Here is a 19,981-nt window from a genome sequence, read left to right as displayed (position 1 = left end):
GAGCCTTTATTGAGATATACGGAGACAGATTCGGGATTGAAGCGAATCAATCCTTGCTCCGCTTGGTAAGTCACGCATAAGCAGAGGAAAAATTGAGCATAATAAAGAAAGACTTTGAATCAAAGGCTTTAATACCTGCCTTGCCGAAATTCATGGTGATAATTTCCTTGTTGCTGGCGATTTTCGCTTTCCCATCGCTCGCGAATGCCGAATCACTCGGTACATTGATCTCCCCGGGCGACCTCTCTTACCTTCATGATGAGGTGGAGGGGCTGACAAACTGCACAAAATGTCATGCTCTAAGGGGGGGGATACCGAATGAAGGGTGCTTGGACTGTCATAAGGATATCAACGAGCGGCTCAAGGCGCGCAAGGGATATCATACGACCGTCAGCGATAAAAAGTGTATAGAGTGCCATCCCGACCATAAGGGGACGGCATTTACCCTTATAGAGTGGGATCAGAAAAAATTCGACCATAACGCCACCGGCTACAAGCTTCTCTTCAAGCACGAAAAGGTTGATTGTGAGAAATGCCATACAGCCAAAACAAAAAAAGGGGTAAGAAGTTTTCTTGGCCTTCAAACAACCTGTTTTGCCTGCCATGAAAAAGACGATAAACATAAAGGCAAACTCGGCAAGGAGTGCGAGACTTGCCATACCGAAAAGGACTGGAAGGAAACGCTCTTTAATCACGACAAGACAAAATATCCATTACGTGGCAAACACCTGAAGGCAAAATGCGAGACTTGTCATCCGCAGAAGGACAAGGGGATATTCACCGTCGAGAAGTACGATACCTGCACAGCTCCCGGCTGTCACGACACGAAGGAACGCGGGTTCTTCACCCATGGCGAGCAGTTCAAGGGGAGAAAGTGCGAAGAGTGTCATACCGTCAACGGCTGGAAACCGTCGGAATTCAAGCATGAGGACTCAAAGTACAAAGGGTACAAGCTGGAAGGGAAGCACGCCGAGGTTAAATGTGAAAAATGCCACAGGGCCGACCCCGGCACGAAGGAGGTTCTCTTTAAACCGTTTGATACAAGCACATGTAACACCCCAAATTGCCATGACACCAGGGAGCGCGGCGGCCTTACCCACGGCGAGCAGTTCAAGGGGCAGAAGTGCGAAAACTGTCACACGGTCAAGGCGTGGAAAGAGACGCTGTTCAAGCATGAGGATCCCAAGTACAAAGGGTACAAACTGGATGGGAAGCATGCGGAACTGAAATGCGAAAAATGCCACAGGCCGGATCCGACAACAAAACAGGCCCGATTTAAACCGTTCGACACAAAGACGTGTAATTCGGCAGAATGCCACGATACCAAGGAGCGCGGCGGTCTTACGCACGGCGAGCAGTTCAAGGGGCAGAGGTGCGATGATTGTCACACCACCAAGGCGTGGAAGGAGCCGACATTCAAGCATGACAATCCCAAATACAAGGGGTACAAGCTGGAAGGGAAGCACGCCGAGGTTAAATGCGAAAAATGCCACCTTATCGATCCTGCAACCACAAAGCCTCACTACAAACCGATAGACACAAAGGAGTGCAACAACAAAGGCTGCCACGACACGAAAGAGAAGGGGGCCTTCACGCATGGTGACCAGTTCAAGGATAAAAAGTGCGACGATTGCCATACCGCAAAGGGGTGGAAGGAGCTTAAGTTCCAGCATAACAGGGACAGCAAATACTCACTTATAGGGAAACACGCGGAGACCAAGTGCGAAAAATGCCATATGAAGAAAAACGAGCAGACGGTCTGGAAACCCCTTGAGACCACATGTTATGCCTGTCATAAAAAGGACGACAAGCATAAAGGGGAGTTTGGCCAAAAATGCGAAGAGTGTCATAACAGTTACAACTGGCAGCCGGAGAGCTATTTCCACGACATGACCGGATTCTCGCTTAAATACTCACATGCACAGGCCCGTTGTGCCGAGTGTCACAAGGTCAAAGGGAGATATGACGGCCTCACCGGTTCCGATTGCACGTACTGTCATACCGATCCGCACTTCAGGCAGTTCGGCACCGATTGCGGTGATTGCCATTCCGCAAAAAGCTGGCTGCCGGAACTCTTCTCGCATAACAATACCGGCTTCCGTCTTGAAGGGAGGCACAGGATCGCCAAGTGCAGTGACTGCCATCAGAACCGTATTTACAGGGATGTCCCCGTTGACTGCCTGCAGTGTCACGCCAAGGAGTTCCTCGATCCGAAGCTGACTATGTTCCACTCGCTGTCGCGCACCGATTGTCAGGATTGTCACAAGGTTTATTCGTTTGTTCCGGCAACTGATCACGCGCATGAGATCTGGTCGTTTAACGGTGCCCACAGGATTCTAAAAAAAGAGTGCGAAAAGTGTCATAACACGGCGAATTGGGCTGTGCTTTGGCCCGGCGCTGAGGCCCCGACCGATTGCAACCTCTGCCACACAGAGGATTACAATGCGGCAAAATCGGATAATTCGACTATTGGCCATCAGGTCGCAAACGCGGCGACAGACTGCAGTCAGTGTCACGGGATAGGTTCCATGACTTGGGAACAGATAAGCTATAGGCATATCGCGATGACCTTCTCAAATGGTCACAAGCCGATTGAGCAGGACTGTGTAAAATGCCATGAAAAAACCTCATTAGTGCTCCTCGCCAAATTCACAGGCGCAACGATGGAGACCGAATGCGAGTATTGCCACCAGCCCGAGTTCACTGCGGCAAACACGGATATTGCTCTGGTCGCCCATTCCGTTGTGGACGAAACGGTTCAATGTATGAAGTGTCACCTTACGCTTGGTCAATGGAAACCGGCGTCTTACGGTCACAACACAATGACATTTTTGGGACCGCACAAACCGATAAAAGACACATGTGATAAGTGTCACAAACCAAAATCGTCCGATCTGCTCGACATATATCTGACCGCGGAGCTTGCTACGGACTGCAACATATGCCATTTGACCGAATATAACGAGGCGGCGTCGGATAACTCAAAGGTTGGGCATGCCGCCACGGATGCGATCACCACATGTGCGTCGTGCCATCCCACGACTGCGATGACATGGACTGCCATCGGCTACGTACATGCTCAAATGACATTCTCCGGAAAACATTTGACGGCGAAGTCTGATTGTCTGAAATGCCATCAGGCCGCGTCCGTCAATCTTCTCGCCAAGTTCACCGGGGCAACGTTTGAAAGGATCTGCAAGGATTGCCATATGGACGAATACAACAGCACAACCACGTTGGGGCATGCAGACCCGACAAATCTTGAATGCGGTGTTTGCCACAAGACATCTGGCTGGCTACCGGCGTCTTACGGCCATACCACTATGACATTCAATGGCCGCCACGTGCCATTGGAAGACCAATGTGACCGGTGCCATTTGATAAGTTCTAGCGAATTGAAGTTCCCCGGCGCAACACTAGAACAGCAGTGCGAAGACTGCCATAACCATCCAGCGATGACCAGGAAAGATACGAACTTCCTCCATGAACACAATGGCCAGCCGCGGTGCGATCCCGCCTGGTGCGCCGACTGCCACAAGGTTACGGACAGGAATTTTGACGACGGGCGAGACCTTCACGGTGGAGTTTGCGACGACTGATGAAAAAAATATTTGTTATTGCGGCCATTCTCCTCTCTCTGGTACAGGCTTGGCCTGCCCATGCGAAAGTCACCGGAAACCTCTCCGCCTCGTTCTTCGAGCTGAAAGACGATTCGTCCGCCTACAAGTACAACTATTGGGATACGCGGGTGAAGCTCACTGCGTCTGAGTTCATGGGGGAGAACAAGTTCATCAACCTTGACGCGAGAACGAGGGGAACGGGCGAAAGCGATCTGAACGAGAACATCCCCGAAACAAGGATCAGGGATGCAAACCTTGAAATTCAGAAAGGGTTCTGGAACACAGACCTTGTTTTGGGGAGGCATTATGTGGCGGATGTTCCCGGCGCGGGTATCGACGGAGTGTCGCTGAAACATTATACGGGGGAGCTATCAGGCTTCGGCATGTTCGGCGGCACACAGCCCGACCCGCACATTGATCGCCTGTCGTCGGAGTTCGTGACGTATGGCCTATTTGGTTTCAAGAGGGAGAAAAAGTACGGTATCTCGGGGGGATACGCTTCTTCCATTTATAATGGTAAAGAAGATTCCTCTTTCATGTTCACAAACTATGACTGGCGCATTAACGACAAACTGAACGTATACGCATCGGGAAGAGGGGATCACAACGTGCTGGATGGCGGTTTCGATCTGACGCATCTTCTTGCAACGGTCGGCTACAGGATAGGCCGAGTGGCAAGACTCGGATTTACATACTACCAGTACAGGGCGGTACAGCTGTACGAATCGATGGATTACGATATAAATCGCGAACTGCAGAAATCATACAGAGTGAACGGAACACTGAATATCAGCAGGGGGACGAACCTTTATGCAAGGTACGACCACCGCACAAGGGAGAGCGATAACAAGTCGGCGGAGATGTATACCCTCGGTCTAAGGAAGAGCGGGCTGTTCAGATATCTCTTTTTCGATTTTTCATATAACGATATTAACTACTTCACCTCGCAGTCGAACACATACCGCACCTCTCTCGGCGCGGACATATCGACCAACATAAGCGCCGAGGTGAACGCTACGGTCATGGAAAATAGCCAGGACAAGGCCTCGAACAAGCTAAGGCAGACGATGTACGGAGGCTCGCTGAACTGGTACAAAGGGAAAAGTTTTTACGGCTCAGTCAGCTATGAGATATCGGAAGAGAAATATCTTGACGTAGACTCAGTCTTTATCGCTCAGGCCGATAACGAGTGGAGGTCGTCATCCGTCTTCGCCCTCATCGGCTACCGCTTCTGATAGTAAAGCAGCGGGCTCAGGATTTCGAAAAAGGTTCAGCCCCGCGCTGGCAGGGCTGGGTGTAAGGCAATAAACTACCGCGTGCCGAACTTCGTTTCTATTTCGATGCCAACCTTGCGGAGGAAGTCGTTTGGGAGTTCGCCTCCGGCAAATACGAAAACATAGTCGTTCGGCAGTTCGGAAGTTTTACCCCCCTGTTCCAAAACGACAGATTCTTTCTTTATCTCAATAACGTTGGACGACATGACAAGTTTTACCTTGCCGGTTTTGACCGCTTCGTTAAGGCGGGTTCTGTTCCCCTCCTTGATCCTCGCGAAGCTCTCCTTGCGGTAGGAGAGGTCTACCTGGTTGCCCAATTGCGAGCCGAGCGCTACTGCCGCCTCAACAGCGGAGTCGCCCCCTCCCACAACAATAATCTTGTTGTTCTGATATTTTTCCGGCTCCAAGAGGCGGTACATCACCTTCGGCAGTTTTTCGCCGGGAACTCCGAGTTTTCTAGGGGAGCCTCTTCTGCCGATGCTCAGGAGCAGAAATCTCGTTTTAAGCGTCCGCTTGTTCGTCTTTACGATGAAATTCCCGTCCGCGGATTTTGCCTCTTCAACTTTCTCTCCGCCATCAACGACTATTCCGGTTTTGTCGACGATATCATTCCATACATCAAGAAGCGATTCTTTCGACATCTCTTTCAGCTTGACGTTCCCGTATAAAGGAACCTTGACCGAGCTTGTCATAACGATCTTTGCGCGGGGGTAGGAGAGTATCGCTCCACCAAATGAGGATTCCTGATCCAGGGTTATGTATTTGAGATTTGAAGCCTTCGCCTGAAGAGATGCCGCCAGGCCAGCCGGACCGGCCCCTACGATTATCAGGTCGTAAACATCGGGCTTCTTCGAAGAGCCCAACTCCTTTAGGTCCTCGGCGATGTACTGGACGGCTTCCTGCCCCTGGAGCATGGCGTTCCTGATAAGCCCCATTCCGCCGAGCTCTCCGGCTATGAATATGCGGGGGACGTTCGTTTCAAAATTCGGAAAGACCTGAGGGATGTCGACACCGCGCTTCTCGGTGCCGAACACCAGTTCGATGGCGCCGACAGGGCAGGCTCGCGCGCAAGCGCCGTGGCCGACGCACCGGGATGCGAATACCGTCTCTGCCTTCCCGTGGATGGTGCCGAGGATCTCCTTCTCCGGGCAGGCCTTGATGCAGGCGCCGCTTCCGATGCAGATATCCCTGTTCACCTTCGGATGAAGGCTAACAGGCTCGCGCAGGCCGAAGTTCTCCGCCTCCTTCTGCCTCCCTTTCACCTTTTTGGAATGTCTGTTGTGCATCCAAATGTAGGGGAGGACGAATAGAATGACCATGACCGCCCCGGTAAGCGGGACGATGTTGTCGATGAGGATCTTTGGTATGTTGTCCATTTTCGCCTGCCCTTACGCGTTAGCGCGGAATAGGTAATATATGCCTATGTGAAGGAACATGATGACGAACATGATAATTGCGAACGGCTTATGGAACACGTGCCAATAGTGCAGGAGGCTCTGCGAAGCGGCTAAAAAGTTGCTGGAGCGGACAAGCCCACCTTTTTCATGAATGAGCTTTATCAGCCTTTTCCTGATGTGGTGGTCAATATTGTCGTTATGGCGGAGTTCACGCCTGATCTTCATCATCCTCCAGAAGTTGCCGATATCGTTGGCCATCATAAGGAAAACAGCTTTTCCAACCCACATATCCGGATCCTTTTTCGGGCCGGATATCTGCTCGAAATAGTGGAGTATGTTCTGGTCCTCTAGCGCATACTGCTCTATCTCCTGGTTTATTTCGGTCATTATCTCCTTTATCTCGTCTACCCTTAGCTCGTTTCCGGATATGCCTCGCGGAATCTGTATGTAGATATAGCGTCCTATCACGCCGCTACCCGCCACGAGGATCATCGACCAGAAGGAGATAGAGACGAGGCCGCCTATCTTATAGGTTGTGTGTGTAGTCACGAATACGGTAGCGACTATGCCGAGCCACATATGTACGTTCAGCCAGTGGCGGAGGGGACCTAAGCCGTACATGAATGAGAAATGCTTCCTTACCGAATATAGCATCATCAGGCAGAAAAATGTGGAGCCTACCCAGGCGATAGGGTGCCATATCCCGCGGTTTGGCTCAAGCGCGTGATTGTACTGAACCAGTACTCCGTATTGATGCGCTATTTCCAGCAGGGTCATGGGTGACTTGGTCACCTGCAAATAGCTTTCGATCAAGGCGATTGTGCACAGAATCGCTCCCGATATTATTAGTGTATAAGGGAAGATCATGCTCCCCTCTTCTACAAATTTCTCATGTTTTGCCAATGAGTTACTCCTTCTATTTTTACTAAACTGAACTATACAATTTACATCCCATCCTTGAATGTCTCAAGGGAAAAGTACTGCCGGATGGTCAGTGATGCCGGGGCGGAACGAAAGGGATCTCCAGCGTGAACCGGCTCCCGTTGCCGGGAGTGCTTTCAACATGAATCGAGCCTTGATGCAGCTCCGCGACCTTCCGGATCATGGCAAGGCCAAGGCCGCTCCCTCCGTAACAGCGAGTCAGCGATCCGTCTACCTGAAAAAAGGGGGAGAAAATGGTTTCAAGATTATCGGTATTTATCCCTATTCCTATATCCTTTACGGATATCCGTACAATGTCGGGCTCATAACTGCATATTACGTCCACGCACGAATCGTGATGAGAGAATTTTATAGCGTTGAATATGAGCTCATATATGGCGAACCGGAGCTTTTCCCCGTCGGCTGTAATGAGGTGCGGAGTTCCCTGGCAGACTAGATTCACTTTACAGTTATTAAGCGGAAGGAATCCAAGCGCCTCGTTGATGCATTTTTCCAGCAATCCTTTCAGGTCGAGCGAGTCGTTGTTCCTCTTTGCCTGCCCCGAGTTTATCTGGGAAAAAAGAATGAGCGTGTTTATGTGGTGTTGCAGTATTTTCCCCTGGTCGTATATGACCTTGAATTTGTCACGTGAAATCGAGTTGATATCCATCTTGCCGATCATCATCTTGCTGTAGCCGATTATGCTCGTAAGAGGGGTGAGGAGTTCGTGCGAAATGTTTGCCAGGAACTGATCCTTTAGAAGGTTCGCTCTGGTTGCCGTATCCTTCTCCTTTTTCAGGTTTTGCATTGTTTGCGTTAGCGTGCGGTTTATCTCCAGCATCTCGTTGTCGATCGTCTTCTGGTATTTTTCGCTGAATGAGAATATCGCGTGGTTTACCGATCTGTCGATTGCCTCTATCGCCGCGAGGCTCTGCTTTGCGTCAAGTTCCGATAATATTATCGGTGTCGTAATGGTCCTGAAAAGGCTGAATGCATGCTGCACCTCGCTTATCGAGAATTTCGCCGTTACCCTTTTGATAACGATGTAGTCGATAAAGTCGTCCAGCTTTCCGCTTCCATGCTCCATGATGTGCGATGAGTAGGCATCGAAAGCGAGACCGCATGTTTCGAGAAGTTCGTTGACCGGTCGGCTTCCGTATGACGCGGAACTTTCCTGCATAAGTCTTGCCCACTCCCGCACAAGAGTTTCGCGATTGGCTGCAAGGAGATTTTCAAGTTGCTTCAACACTGTTCAATCTCTCCGAAGACCGATTCAAGTTTTCCGTTCCCCCAGAATCCGTACCGGCAGTTGCCGGCGGGGGAGCAGTCATATTCGGCGTGGCAGATAACCGGGTCCTTGGCCCCTTCCATGACAGCGACGCTGCTGTTTGGTTTAATAGGTTTGCCGCAGTTCCCGCATATTGTGGAGCCGTCTTTCATGTTGTATTTCATGCTGTTAATGTAGTTCTTATAACCTCTATAGCTTCCTCAACAGTGTCTACGATCTTGAAGTATTTTGTATCATTGGGCCCTATCAGCCCGTCTGTTATCAGGCGTTCGTTTATCCATTCCATGAGGCCATGCCAGAATGCGGTATCGATAAGAATTATCGGCAGTTTCTTGATCTTTCCATTCTGTACCAGGGTGATGGTTTCAAAGAGCTCGTCGAGAGTGCCGTAACCTCCGGGGAGGAATATGTATGCCGTGGAGAATTTGAGCAGGAGGACTTTCCGCACAAAGAAATGGTTCATGGTAATAGAGGGGATGGCGTATGGATTCGAATTCTGCTCGATAGGGATGGATATGTTGATTCCCATTGATTTCCCGTTTGCTTCCTTTGCCCCCTTGTTCACCGCCTCCATACATCCGGGGCCGCCGCCGGTAAGAACCGCGTAGCCTTCCTTTGCGAGAGCTTCCCCCAGTTTCACGCCGAGAGCGTAAACAGGATCTCCAGGTTTTATTCGCGCCGAGCCGAAGGTTGTGACAAAAGGGCCCTGATTTGCGAGGAGTTTGAATCCGGCGGTGAACTCGTCTTGAATGCTTCGAAGCATCTTGATGTCGATTTCCGATACTGTAGCCGGAAATTCCTTGTACATCCGGGAGATGATGTCTTTTTCGTGCTTATATTTCATTTTGTCCCTCTGTGACATTCTATTATTTCTCAGGCTTAAACCCAACTATTGAATGCATTTAAAAAAAACGGGGCTGGATATGGTTCGGTTGCCGGTGCGCCGCCGTTCTTCGCCATTATTCTTAAAGAATGTTTTTGGCTGTTATTTTTTATTTTCCCTGTATTTTATCACCTCTACATTTTCCATTGTGACCAGCCCCTCCTTTACGGTTTCATCAAGAAAGGGGAGGAGTTTGGCAAGGTTTTCGCGGGAATCGATTATTTCCACAACAAGCGGAAGCTCCTCGGAGAGACGCAGTATTTTCGAGGTGTGCATCTTGGAATGGTAGCCAAAACCCATCACCCCTCGAAATACGGTCGCCCCGGCAAGCCCTATCTCCTTTGCCTTGAGTACTATCAGTTCGTAGAGCGCCTTCCCCTCCAAGGTATCATTCTCGGAAATGAATATCCTAACCAGTACCCCGTTTTCTGACAATTTCATGCGCTAATAGCTCCTATCTTCCAAAACCGTAAATGAACCGCGATAAAAAGAAGCCGGCAAATACCATTGCCAGGCAAAGGATGTTGCTTGCAAGAATATTTATTATCGCGAGCCGGTATTCTCCGTCCCTCATGAGTGAAAAACTTTCAAGTGAGTAGGTGGAAAAGGTCGTAAAAGCTCCGAGGAGCCCGATAAGGGTAAACGTCCTCAAACCGGGGGGGATCAAAGTGCGCTCGAAGGCATCCCACAAAAATCCAATTGCAAGGCTACCGAGCATGTTGACCACCAGGGTACCGAACGGAAAGATCGGGTTGACCAGCTTTTGGGCCACCCCGGCAACGGCGTATCGAAGAATCGATCCTATGGCCCCGCCGATGCCGATATAAACAAATTTCAAAATGCCGGTATCTCCTAAAGTAAATTTACAGATATGCCAATAATAATATATGAACAGGGCTTGGATTGCATATTCCCCGGAAAATTAAACGAAACCTATTTGCAGGTTAAAGGGTATGGAAATTGCACTTTTACACGCTATGTAGGTTATAGCGCTTGGAAACAGGCGAAATTGGGAAAATTTTACCTCATGGAGTGACATTGGGCGTCAAAAATAGAGGAAGAATTACAATTCTTTCCTTCAACTGGCATGAGCCATACCTGGCAATGCTTGCCGGAACCGGACACGAATTTCTGGTCGTTGAGCCGGAAATAACGGCTGGAAAGACCCGCGTTTGGGATACCAGGATGCGCCCATTGCCTGAAAACATCCGCCTCCTTGGCCGCGAAGAAGCCGCCCAACGAGTTAGCGACCGGAAAATCGACCTTGCGATCTGTCACAACGCCAGGGATCTCGGAATGGTCGCCGGGTGGAAAGATCTGCCGAAGATTATGGTCTTTCACAACAAGCTTTCCACCGAGATAGGGCTTAGTAAAAAAAGTGAGGCGGAACGGATCTCATACCTGGAAATGCTTCGCCCCTATTTGGAAGGTGCTGAACTCGTTTTCATATCGGAATCGAAGAAAGCGGATTGGAACCTCGGGCGCGGAAGAGTGATCATGCCCGGAATAGATACAGATCTCTACGGCGGATACGAAGGGAATCTCGCGACGATACTAAGAGTGGGGAACCTGTTGCGCGAGAGGGACCTAATGCTCGGATTTACGGAACAGCAGAAAATATGCGAAGGGCTTCCGACTACCATACTCGGCGAGAATCCGACCATTCCCGGGTCGCGCTTGTCAAACGGATGGGATGATCTGAAAATGCATTACCGCAGTTGCCGGGTCTTTCTCAATACAACAAAGTCGCCGTATGAAGACGGCTATAACCTTGCGCTTCTCGAAGCGATGGCTACAGGAATGCCGATCTTGTCACTCGATAATCCTACAACCCCAGTCACCGACGGAGTGGACGGCTATGTGAGCAACGATACGAAAGAGCTCTCCTCGCGTGCGAGGGAATTTCTCGAGGATCAGAAGAAAGCGGCAAGATTTGGAGAGGCGGCCAGGGACGCAGTCAAGGTCCGGTTCCCGATAACCGAGTTTGTTGAGAACTGGAAGGGACTCATTGAAGAAACAGTTAAGGCCGGCTCATCGAGGGTGAGTGGCATGGCAAAGCCTATTCAAGAGATGAAGAAAGCCGCCGCTCCTAAACCGGCTGGTAAACTGGAGGTTTCAAAACCGGCAAGAATCTGGATCGATTATGTCTATTATCCGGCAACGACGGCGCACTATATTAAAAGAGCGATAACGGCTCCGCATACGGTCGTGACAAGCGGAGCATCGATAACGCCGGAAGTGATCAAACATTGGAACTTGCACAACATGAAAGCGGAGATAAAGCCGCAGGATGTGCCAAGAAGCATAGCAAGGGACGCGGAGATTATCTACAGCCTCGTATCGAGGGAGTCGAAACCCGACTTCTTTCTTTGGATCGATACGGGGCTGGACGGTCCCCCCGCTGGAATAGAAAAACTTTCAATACCAAAAGCGGCGTATCTGATAGATACCCATATCAATTTCGATCAACATCTGAAGGTAGCAAGACTGTTCGACGTTGTATTCCTGGCCCAGCGGACCTACATACCGGAGTTTGAGAGAGCCGGTATTCGAAACGTCCATTGGCTTCCGCTTGCGTGCGATCCTGAAGTGCATGGGCGGAAGGATGTCGAGGTCATTCATGACGTCGGTTTCGTCGGCAGCCTCACGCAGACGCACGAGAGAAGGAAAAGCCTGCTTGAAAAAATATCGGCCAGATGCGGAGAGGTGTCGGTAAAACGGCTTTTCCTCGAAGAGATGGCCGGGCATTTCAGCGCGAGCAGGATAGTTTTCAACAACGCGATAAAGTTCGATTTAAACATGCGGGTGTTCGAGGCGCTTGCCTCTGGCGCGATGCTGTTGACCGATAATGCGGATGGGCTTGAAGATTTCTTCGAGGACAGGAAACATCTTGTCATCTATAACGATGAAAACGTGGCAGAGCTGGCAAAGTATTATCTGGAAAACAGCGATGAGAGGGAAAGGATTGCAAACGAAGGGATGCGCGAGGCGCTTGAGAAGCATACCTATCGCCATCGATTGGAGAAGATAGTGAAAGTAATGATGGAGTTCGCAGAGAAAGTCCGAGAGGACGGTCCATCCGCCAGTGTGTCGGCGGAGGGCCGTTCCTATTTTAAAAATGTAAGGCCGGAAGTGGCTGAGCAGGTACCGGATACCGCGCTTAGGATACTTGAGATAGGTTGCGCTTCCGGCGAGACCGGCAGATACCTGAAGGAGCAAAAGCAGGGGAGGGAAGTAATCGGCGTCGAGTACGACCCGCATGCGGCAAAGGAAGCCGCGAAGGTTTTAGATACCGTCTTTGTGGGTGATGTGGCGAAGGTTGAGCTTCCATATCCGGCAGGTTATTTCGACTGCATTGTGTACGCAGACGTTCTGGAACATCTTGTCGATCCGGAGGATGTATTGCGGAAACATCTCCGCCTCCTGTCGCCGAACGGCGCGGTAGTGATGAGCATTCCGAATGTACAGCATTTCTCTCTGGTGAATTCCCTTATAGAGGGGAGATGGACCTATCGTGAAGAGGGACTGCTGGACAGGACGCATCTAAGGTTTTTTACACTTCATGAGATAAAGGAGATGCTTGCGAGGGTAGGCCTGACGGAGATAGAGGTAAGCTCGAAGCGCGTTGACGACATATATAAGGAAGGCGCAAGCGGAACGATGAGGATAGGCCGCTGGCAGGTGGATAATCTCACAAAAGAGGAGATGGCCGGATTCTTCGCATTTCAATACATAATGCGCGCAAAACAGAACCAGGAAGCTTCCTCCGAGGAGTACCCGCCGTGGCATCCGGAGATGTTCAAGGAAAAATTGAAAGGCACAAGAGTGACCCGAAGAGGGGATAGCGATTTCCTTGCTGACGCACTTTCCGCTCTATCGCAAGGGGATGTCGCCAAAGCTGAACAGTTTGCAGGGAAGTTTGTTGATGAAGCTGGCCCAAGGGCGCAGTTGCAGGGTGACGTGAACATGGCGCTCGGACGTTTCGAAGAGGCGGAAGCCTCGTATAAACGAGCTGGCGATAAAACTGGCGAGGGTTTGAGTATTGCCGGACGCGGTCTTATGTTCCGTGCGCTGAAACATTGGTGGGACGGGAAACATGATGAGAAGTGCAAAGCGCTCTTTGCGAAATACTCCACCGGTGATGCTCATCCTGAAAGGACAGCTCTATGCCCTGTAAAAAAAGGAAAAGGGCTTGCGCTGAAAAAGCATGACCACGAGATTGATTCTTCATGGGATCTCGACTACATAACCTCCTACGACGCCTTTTTGTATGAAGGGGACATTGTCGGCAGGTTGAACGAATGCGTTGAAATGTTGAGAAATGGTGGAGTGTTGGCAATGCTTGTCGCGCAAGACGGGGATGACGAGGGTTTTTACCCTGCTCCGACCCACCGGTTCAGCATTGAAGGTTTCAGGAAATTCATTTCCCTTATCGAAGGGATAAGCGTTGTGCATATCGAGGAATTGTTGCGCGGACGCTCCTTTGTTGCCGTGCTTCAAAAGGACGGTGTAGAAACGGTCTACGATTACAGGAAAGCGCTCGGTAAGCTTCTTGCGAAAAATCCCGCCGATACCGCAAAAAAATATTGGGAAGAAGGTTACAGGCTCGCTTCCGGCCAGGCGGCAAGGGGGGCATTATCGCTCAACCCGGATAATGCCGATGCGCTGGTAAAGATGGGAGATTTCTTCCAGCAGTCGGGTGAAGCGGGGAAAGCTGAAAGCCATTATCTGAAAGCTGTAAGCTGCGGCGGAAACGAAAGAGGCAATATCGGCCTGGGTGCATTAAGGCTCGCCTCCTCCCGCTTCAACGAAGCGGAGGAATATTTTGCCAGGGCGGTAAAGGAGAATCCGAAAAACGACCGAGCGATATGCGGGCTCGGCATGGCTCTATTCTACGGAGGAAAAAAGGAGGATGGATTCGCGCAATTGCAAAAGGCGCTGTCTGTCAATCCTGAAAATCTCCCCGCAGTGACGACACTGCATCAGGCCGCGTATTCGCTGAACAAACTGGATGTCGCAGAAAAGGCGCTTAAGGGATATCTTGATCTTCATCCCGCAAACGTAAATATCCTTTTCGGCCTGGCAGGTGTCTGCTTCACTCTAAGAAAGTACGAAGATGCAAAGGATGCGGTGGAAAAGATACTCATTCTCGACCCTGCGCACGCCGATGCAGAAACGCTAATGGGAAAGATCATGGAGTTGAGGGAAGTGGGCGCGTGAGAACCGGATATTTTGAAAAAAACATCGAGGCTTTGATCGAGAAAGAGCCGGAGCTTGTCTCACGCCTGAAGTCCGTCAAGGACGATCCAAGGGTGAGCGTGGATGGCGATGCAATGGTTATGACCCTTGAAGGGGGGCGCACCGTACGTTTTGAAAGGCAGGAGCTTCCGGCGAACGTTTCTAGGATATCGGACAAAAATCTTTTCGGATTCAGCGAAGTTATCATACTGGCCGGGGTTGGCGTCGGTGAGACGCTTGTTGAAACTTTGAAAACCGCGGATGCGACGGCGTTCGTCCTTCTCATAGAATCGAATATCGCTTACTTTAAAAAACTTCTTGAAGGATTTGATCTAAGCAGGGAGCTTGGCGATCCGCGCGTATGCGTATCTGTCGGTGAAAATCCGGTCGATGCCGTCATGGTACGGCTTGAGAAGGAGTTCGGCGTATTCACCCGCTCCAATTTCCAGTTGATAAAGAACGGCCTCTCAGTCTCGTGCGATACAGACTATTACCATCAACTGGATGAGGTGCTTTCACGGCAAAAGTCGATGGCGGATGCGAACCTGCAGGCGATTACCACCCTCTCGGGGCTCTGGCAGACGAACATTCTTGCAAACCTTTCCTACATACTGGGCAGTCCGGGGATATCGCACCTTTTCGGGAAACTGAAAGGGATACCCGCGCTCATAGTGTCGGCAGGTCCTTCACTCGATAAAAACTGCCGATGGATAAAGGTGGCGAAATCGTCCATGGTTGTCATATGCGTCGATACCGCGCTGAAGACGCTGTTGAGGAACGGTATCACCCCTCATTTCGTGGTATCACTCGACGCGCTTATAGAAAACTGGTCGCATCTCGACGGCGTGGACAGCAGCGGATACACGCTTGTTGTAAACCCGGTCACATACCCGAAAATACTCTCCGAACATAAAGGGGATATGATGGTGACAAGTTACAGTGAGCCGCTTGTTCAGTGGCTGGAGCGTTTTACCGGGGATTTGGGAATCAATACCACCGGCGGTTCGGTCGCTACATCCGCCTTCGATTTCGCGAACAGGATGGGATGCTCGCCGATAATCCTTACAGGGCAGGACCTTGCGTTCAGCGGAGGGCGTACTCACGCCGGGGGCGCCAAACAGGAATCCGTTTATCAGTCGTTCGGGTCGAATGCACCGCAAGGTTCGCTCCATAGCGACGCGATCGATTTTGAAGCGAAATACGAACTTGAAGGAAACCTCGGCCACCGCCTTCTCTCGAGCGTAAAAATGAATACTTGGAGAAACTGGTTTGAGATACAGATAGAGAAGGAAAAGGTACACTGCATCAATGCCACCGAAGGGGGGGCGCGCATAAAAGGTGCGGAGATATATACGATGCAGGAGGTTTCGAAGATCTACTGCGGCACGAAAAGGGATATTGAATCCGTTATCAAGAAGAATATCCCGGTGAAACTGCCAGCTTCAACATCTGAAGTAGGGAAAGAGCTGATGAAGCTTGTTGAGTCGGCGAGGGAGATAAAAAAACTCTGTTCGCACGGCCTAAAGGTTGCCGGCGAGATAGCGGCGTTGGCCCAGAAAAAAGGGGAAGAGAAAAATCTCGACGAGAGGGTCAGGCTGTGCGGCGCATATATGCAGAAGATAATGAAGGAGACCGATTTCCTGGAGATAAATCATTGGAGGCTTGAGAACACGCTCGACAAAATACAAAGGATAAGATCGGCTTTCAAATCATCCGAGAGCCGTAAAAAAGGTTTCATCTCGGGTGAAGTGTTCCTGATATTTTTCAGGGAGATGTATCAGGTAACCAAAGATATGGAAAATAAGGTAAAAAAATGGGAAAGGAAAACTAATACGTCCGAAAGCAGGAGGCTCGTCAGTGTCTTTTAGGGAGACCAACGAAAAGATACTTAAAGCTGTGAACGCGGAGCTTTTCGCGCGATACGAGTCCGCGCTCGGAGAAATGGATAAGGATCAGGGCAATTCCCGGATCGAGCCGTTTGTATCGAAAACCGGCAATCCGGTTTTCAAGTTCGGCGGCGTTGCCTACCATTCGGCCTACAAACCGCTGGAAGAGAGCGGCGTAATTCTTTCAATGGTGCCGGAGGAGGCAGGTGAGGTTTGGGTATTCGGGTTAGGGTACGGCTACCATCTGAATGGCCTGCTGGATAAGGGGAAAAAGACGGTAGTTGTCGAACCTTCAATGGAAATCTTCGCAAGCGCGATGGCAAATGCAGACTTGAAGCATCTCATTGAAAAATGCGAGATATTTGTCGGCGACGATTACGTGGAGAAAATATATGCGCGCGATCTCTCCCGCACAGTGTTTTTTCCGTACAGGCCATACATGAGGCATTTTGAAAAAGAATTCAAAAAACTGGAGTCTTCCTTCGCGGTACGCTCCTACCTAAGCGAAAAAAGGCTGAAAGTAATGGTAGTGAGCCCCATATACGGCGGCTCGGAGCCGACATTTCGGTATGTTTGCCGCGCGCTTGAAAGAATAGGGGTGGAAGTGATCCCGTTCGACGCGACATTTTTTGCCCCTTCATTCATGAAACTGCCGGAGATAACCAGGAACGAAGTCCATCTCAGCCAGATAAGGCAGTTGTTCACAAACATGTTGAGCGAATCGATAGCCGCGTTTACGGATGAAAATAAACCGGACCTTGTTTTGGCGATGGCGCAGGCGCCTCTGGAAACGAGCGTGGTCTCCCGTATCAGGGGGATGAAGATACCGGTAGCTTTCTGGTTCGTGGAAGATTTCCGGACTCTTAAGTACTGGGAGAGAGTGGCTCCCAGTTATGACTATTTTTTCACTATACAGAAAGGCGAGTTTTTTGAAAAACTTGCGAAGCTCGGAGCAAATAATGTCGCCTATCTCCCCCAGGCCGCGTCGCCGGATGTTCACAGGCCGTTCGCGGTGGCGGAGGATGAAAAAGGGAAATACTGTTCTGACCTTTCCTTCATGGGGGCGGGATACAAGAACAGGCAGGAGTTCTTCAAAGGACTGATGGATTACGATTTCAAGATATGGGGAACCGAATGGAACCTCGGCGACTCTGTAGGTTCGCTTGTGCAGAACCGCAACCAGAGGATGAAACCTGAAGAGTATGTAAAAATTTTCAACGCGACGAAGATCAATCTGAATCTCCACAGCTCCACGCAGTTGTTCGGGATAGACCAGGTGGGAGATTTTGTGAACCCCAGGGTTTTCGAGATAGCCGCCTGCAAGGCTTTCCAGCTTGTCGACGCCAGGGGGGAACTCTCACCGCTTATGGAGCCGGGAAAGGAGATAGAAACCTATAGATCGCTTTCAGAGCTGAGGGAAAAGATAGATTACTATCTTGCTCACGACGCGGAGAGGGAGAAGGTGGCTGAGAGTGGATACAGGAGGGTTTTGGCTGACCACACGTTCGAGAGAAGAATGGAAGAGATGCTTCAATTCATTATCGCCAAAGAAGGCGATTCACTGGGAGAAAGGTGGAACAGAAAGAGCGACTCTCCGAACATCGTGAAAAATATCATTGCTGAAGCGGAAGGGAACAGTGAGCTTGTAAAGTTCCTTGAGAATTTCGATCCTGAAAAACCTCTGTCGCTGGGTGAAGTGATGGACAAAATCGGCGAAGGTGAAGGTTCCCTCTCGAGGGTAGAATCGATCTTCCAGATGTTGAACCAGGTGCTGGTGCAGAAATGAAAAAGATACTGGTGCTGAACCATACACGGATGGGGGACCTTATACAGACTACCCCTCTTCTTGCAGGTCTGAAGAAAAAGTATCCGGGGTGCGAGATAACACTCCTTGGGAATGTTAAATTCGCGGATGTCTGCGAGCACACCCCCAATATCGACAAACTGAAAATTCTCGACGTACAGCAGTTTATCCCCCAGGATGGAAATGAGACCAGAATAATAGATGTCTACCGGTATCTTGACACCCTTGTGGACGAATTGAAGGCTCCCGGTTTTGATATCCTGGTGAACCTGAGCCACTCCCGCTTTTCCGCCGCGCTCAGCAGACTGCTTGATATCCCTGAAGTGCACGGCTTTTACTCTTCGGACGAAGGATACCGGATCATCAACGATCCATGGCTCGTATACTTCGCCGCGTTCCTGGCGTTCAGAAAGTACAACAGCTTTAACCTTGTCGACCTTTATCAGCTTGGCGGAGGGGTAGTGCCGTCCGGCAAAAAGGTGCTCCTTGAAGAGAAAGGAGACGGCAAAAGCATTGCGCCTCTTCTGGAAAAACTTGGGATATCGGAAGGTGACAGGGTTATCGGCATCCAGGCAGGAGCCAGCCTCAAGGACAGGCGATGGCCGCCGGAAAAATTTGCTAAAGCGGCGGACCTTGTTGCCAGTGAGAGAGGGGCCAAGGTGCTTCTTTTCGGAGCAACTTCGGAGAAGGAGCTGGGCGGGCAGATATCTTCCATGATGAAGGAGAAGAATATAAACGTGGTAGGGGAGACAACTCTAGCGGAGCTTATCGGACTGGTAAGGAGATGCGAGCTTCTTATCACAAACGATACCGGAACGATGCATATTGCCGCCGCGACAGGGACGAAAATCGTCGGCCTGTTTCTGGTTCACGCATTCGCCCCGGAGACCGGCCCATATTCGGAGGGGAACATTATTCTTCAGCCGGATATGGAATGTTTTCCCTGTTACCACAATACGACATGTCCACACTACGCCTGTCTGGAAAAGATCACCCCGGAAGAGGTGGCGCAGGCGTCGCGGATGATAGAAGAGCTTCAGGACAGGCCGGATCTGAATATCGACGCCGCAACTTTTCCGGAAAAAGTGGTTGTAGCATCGCATTTTGACGAGGCAAACTTCATATGGTTCAGGCCGCTGAAAAAATGCGAGCCTCAAAGCCACAATATTCTCGCACTCATGTACAGGTATTTCTTCATCTCCCAGGCGGTAGGAGGTCTAAAGGATAATTACTGGCTGGAGAAGCTGAATAAAAACTATCTCGCATGGACGCCGGAGAAAGCCGAAGAGTGGACAGGGAAGGTGCAGGAAAGATTTCGAAAATTGGCGAATGCGGCAAGCAGGGGATTGAAGCTGATCTCCGATACGGAAGCGCATCTTAAAAAGGGGAAGATTGAGAAGGTGAAGGAGAAAGGGGAGGAGATCGTCGCGGTTGACAGGGAAATCGATATTCTTGGTCACGCGCACGCCGAATTAAGGCCACTTACCCGTCTTTTCGAGCTCGGCAAGGAAAACCTTGTGGACAAGGATATCGGAATAATGCTCGCCAAAACAAAAGTACTCTACAAGGGGATACTTTTGGGAACGGCAGGGATGATTCGCATTATCGGAGTATGGGGAGACAACAGCAGAAAAAATAACTCAATGGAAACGGCTAAAGGGAGTTTGTAG

The 19,981-nt window shown here is 50.3% G+C and carries 13 protein-coding genes; 6 read left to right on the top strand and 7 right to left on the bottom strand.

Annotated features, from left to right (window positions below):
- The first annotated feature begins 92 nt into the window (after positions 1-92).
- Both OEY64_04020 and OEY64_04015 read left to right on the top strand, forming a co-directional pair.
- The gene (locus tag OEY64_04020; protein ID MDH5542113.1) at positions 93-3,599 is read left to right on the top strand and encodes a hypothetical protein; all 3,507 of its coding nucleotides are present in this window, start codon (positions 93-95) and stop codon (positions 3,597-3,599) included.
- Positions 3,599-4,855, top strand: a complete 1,257-nt coding sequence (locus OEY64_04015) for a hypothetical protein (protein ID MDH5542112.1) — start codon at positions 3,599-3,601, stop codon at positions 4,853-4,855. Before OEY64_04020 ends, OEY64_04015 begins: the two co-directional genes overlap by 1 nt.
- Before the next feature lie 74 nt (positions 4,856-4,929).
- Here OEY64_04015 and OEY64_04010 read toward each other — a convergent pair whose 3' ends face one another.
- From OEY64_04010 to crcB, 7 genes are all read right to left on the bottom strand, one after another.
- On the bottom strand, positions 4,930-6,270 hold the full coding sequence (locus OEY64_04010; GenBank protein ID MDH5542111.1) for an NAD(P)-binding domain-containing protein: 1,341 nt from the start codon (positions 6,268-6,270) through the stop codon (positions 4,930-4,932).
- A gap of 12 nt (positions 6,271-6,282) precedes the next feature.
- Positions 6,283-7,194: a hypothetical protein gene (locus OEY64_04005; GenBank protein ID MDH5542110.1), complete on the bottom strand. Its 912-nt coding sequence runs from the start codon at positions 7,192-7,194 to the stop codon at positions 6,283-6,285.
- 88 nt (positions 7,195-7,282) lie between these two features.
- A complete protein-coding gene (locus OEY64_04000; GenBank protein ID MDH5542109.1) occupies positions 7,283-8,461 on the bottom strand; it encodes a HAMP domain-containing histidine kinase in 1,179 nt (392 codons plus the stop codon).
- The gene (locus tag OEY64_03995) at positions 8,455-8,664 is read right to left on the bottom strand and encodes a hypothetical protein (GenBank protein MDH5542108.1); all 210 of its coding nucleotides are present in this window, start codon (positions 8,662-8,664) and stop codon (positions 8,455-8,457) included. Before OEY64_03995 ends, OEY64_04000 begins: the two co-directional genes overlap by 7 nt.
- Positions 8,661-9,344, bottom strand: a complete 684-nt coding sequence (locus tag OEY64_03990) for a TIGR00730 family Rossman fold protein (GenBank protein MDH5542107.1) — start codon at positions 9,342-9,344, stop codon at positions 8,661-8,663. Before OEY64_03990 ends, OEY64_03995 begins: the two co-directional genes overlap by 4 nt.
- Before the next feature lie 141 nt (positions 9,345-9,485).
- Entirely contained in the window at positions 9,486-9,824 is a 339-nt protein-coding gene (locus tag OEY64_03985) for a DUF190 domain-containing protein (protein MDH5542106.1), read from the bottom strand.
- A 13-nt stretch (positions 9,825-9,837) separates the two neighbouring features.
- Positions 9,838-10,221 (bottom strand): fluoride efflux transporter CrcB, encoded by a 384-nt coding sequence (crcB, locus tag OEY64_03980; protein ID MDH5542105.1) that lies wholly within the window; start codon positions 10,219-10,221, stop codon positions 9,838-9,840.
- Positions 10,222-10,421: 200 nt separating this feature from the next.
- Between crcB and OEY64_03975 the strand changes: the two genes are divergently transcribed.
- From OEY64_03975 to OEY64_03960, 4 genes are read left to right on the top strand one after another with little or no spacing between them, the layout of a single operon-like run.
- Positions 10,422-14,603, top strand: a complete 4,182-nt coding sequence (locus OEY64_03975) for a glycosyltransferase (GenBank protein ID MDH5542104.1) — start codon at positions 10,422-10,424, stop codon at positions 14,601-14,603.
- The gene (locus OEY64_03970) at positions 14,600-16,489 is read left to right on the top strand and encodes a DUF115 domain-containing protein (protein MDH5542103.1); all 1,890 of its coding nucleotides are present in this window, start codon (positions 14,600-14,602) and stop codon (positions 16,487-16,489) included. Before OEY64_03975 ends, OEY64_03970 begins: the two co-directional genes overlap by 4 nt.
- Complete coding sequence (locus OEY64_03965) at positions 16,479-18,293, top strand: glycosyltransferase (GenBank protein MDH5542102.1); 1,815 nt, start codon at positions 16,479-16,481, stop codon at positions 18,291-18,293. Before OEY64_03970 ends, OEY64_03965 begins: the two co-directional genes overlap by 11 nt.
- Positions 18,290-19,981, top strand: a complete 1,692-nt coding sequence (locus tag OEY64_03960) for a glycosyltransferase family 9 protein (GenBank protein MDH5542101.1) — start codon at positions 18,290-18,292, stop codon at positions 19,979-19,981. Before OEY64_03965 ends, OEY64_03960 begins: the two co-directional genes overlap by 4 nt.

The sequence above is a fragment of the Nitrospinota bacterium genome (assembly GCA_029881495.1).
Lineage (GTDB): Bacteria > Nitrospinota_A > UBA7883 > JACRGQ01 > JACRGQ01 > JAOUMJ01.
Note: the sequence above shows the minus strand (reverse complement) of the source record. Positions and strands in the feature narration are given on the sequence as shown.

Coding starts and splice junctions, on each gene's coding strand:
- OEY64_03960 (MDH5542101.1), top strand. CDS start 18,290: ATGAAAAAGATACTGGTGCTGAACCATACACGGATGGGGGACCTTATA.
- OEY64_03990 (MDH5542107.1), bottom strand. CDS start 9,344: ATGAAATATAAGCACGAAAAAGACATCATCTCCCGGATGTACAAGGAA.
- OEY64_03995 (MDH5542108.1), bottom strand. CDS start 8,664: ATGAAATACAACATGAAAGACGGCTCCACAATATGCGGGAACTGCGGC.
- OEY64_04015 (MDH5542112.1), top strand. CDS start 3,599: ATGAAAAAAATATTTGTTATTGCGGCCATTCTCCTCTCTCTGGTACAG.
- OEY64_03985 (MDH5542106.1), bottom strand. CDS start 9,824: ATGAAATTGTCAGAAAACGGGGTACTGGTTAGGATATTCATTTCCGAG.
- OEY64_04010 (MDH5542111.1), bottom strand. CDS start 6,270: ATGGACAACATACCAAAGATCCTCATCGACAACATCGTCCCGCTTACC.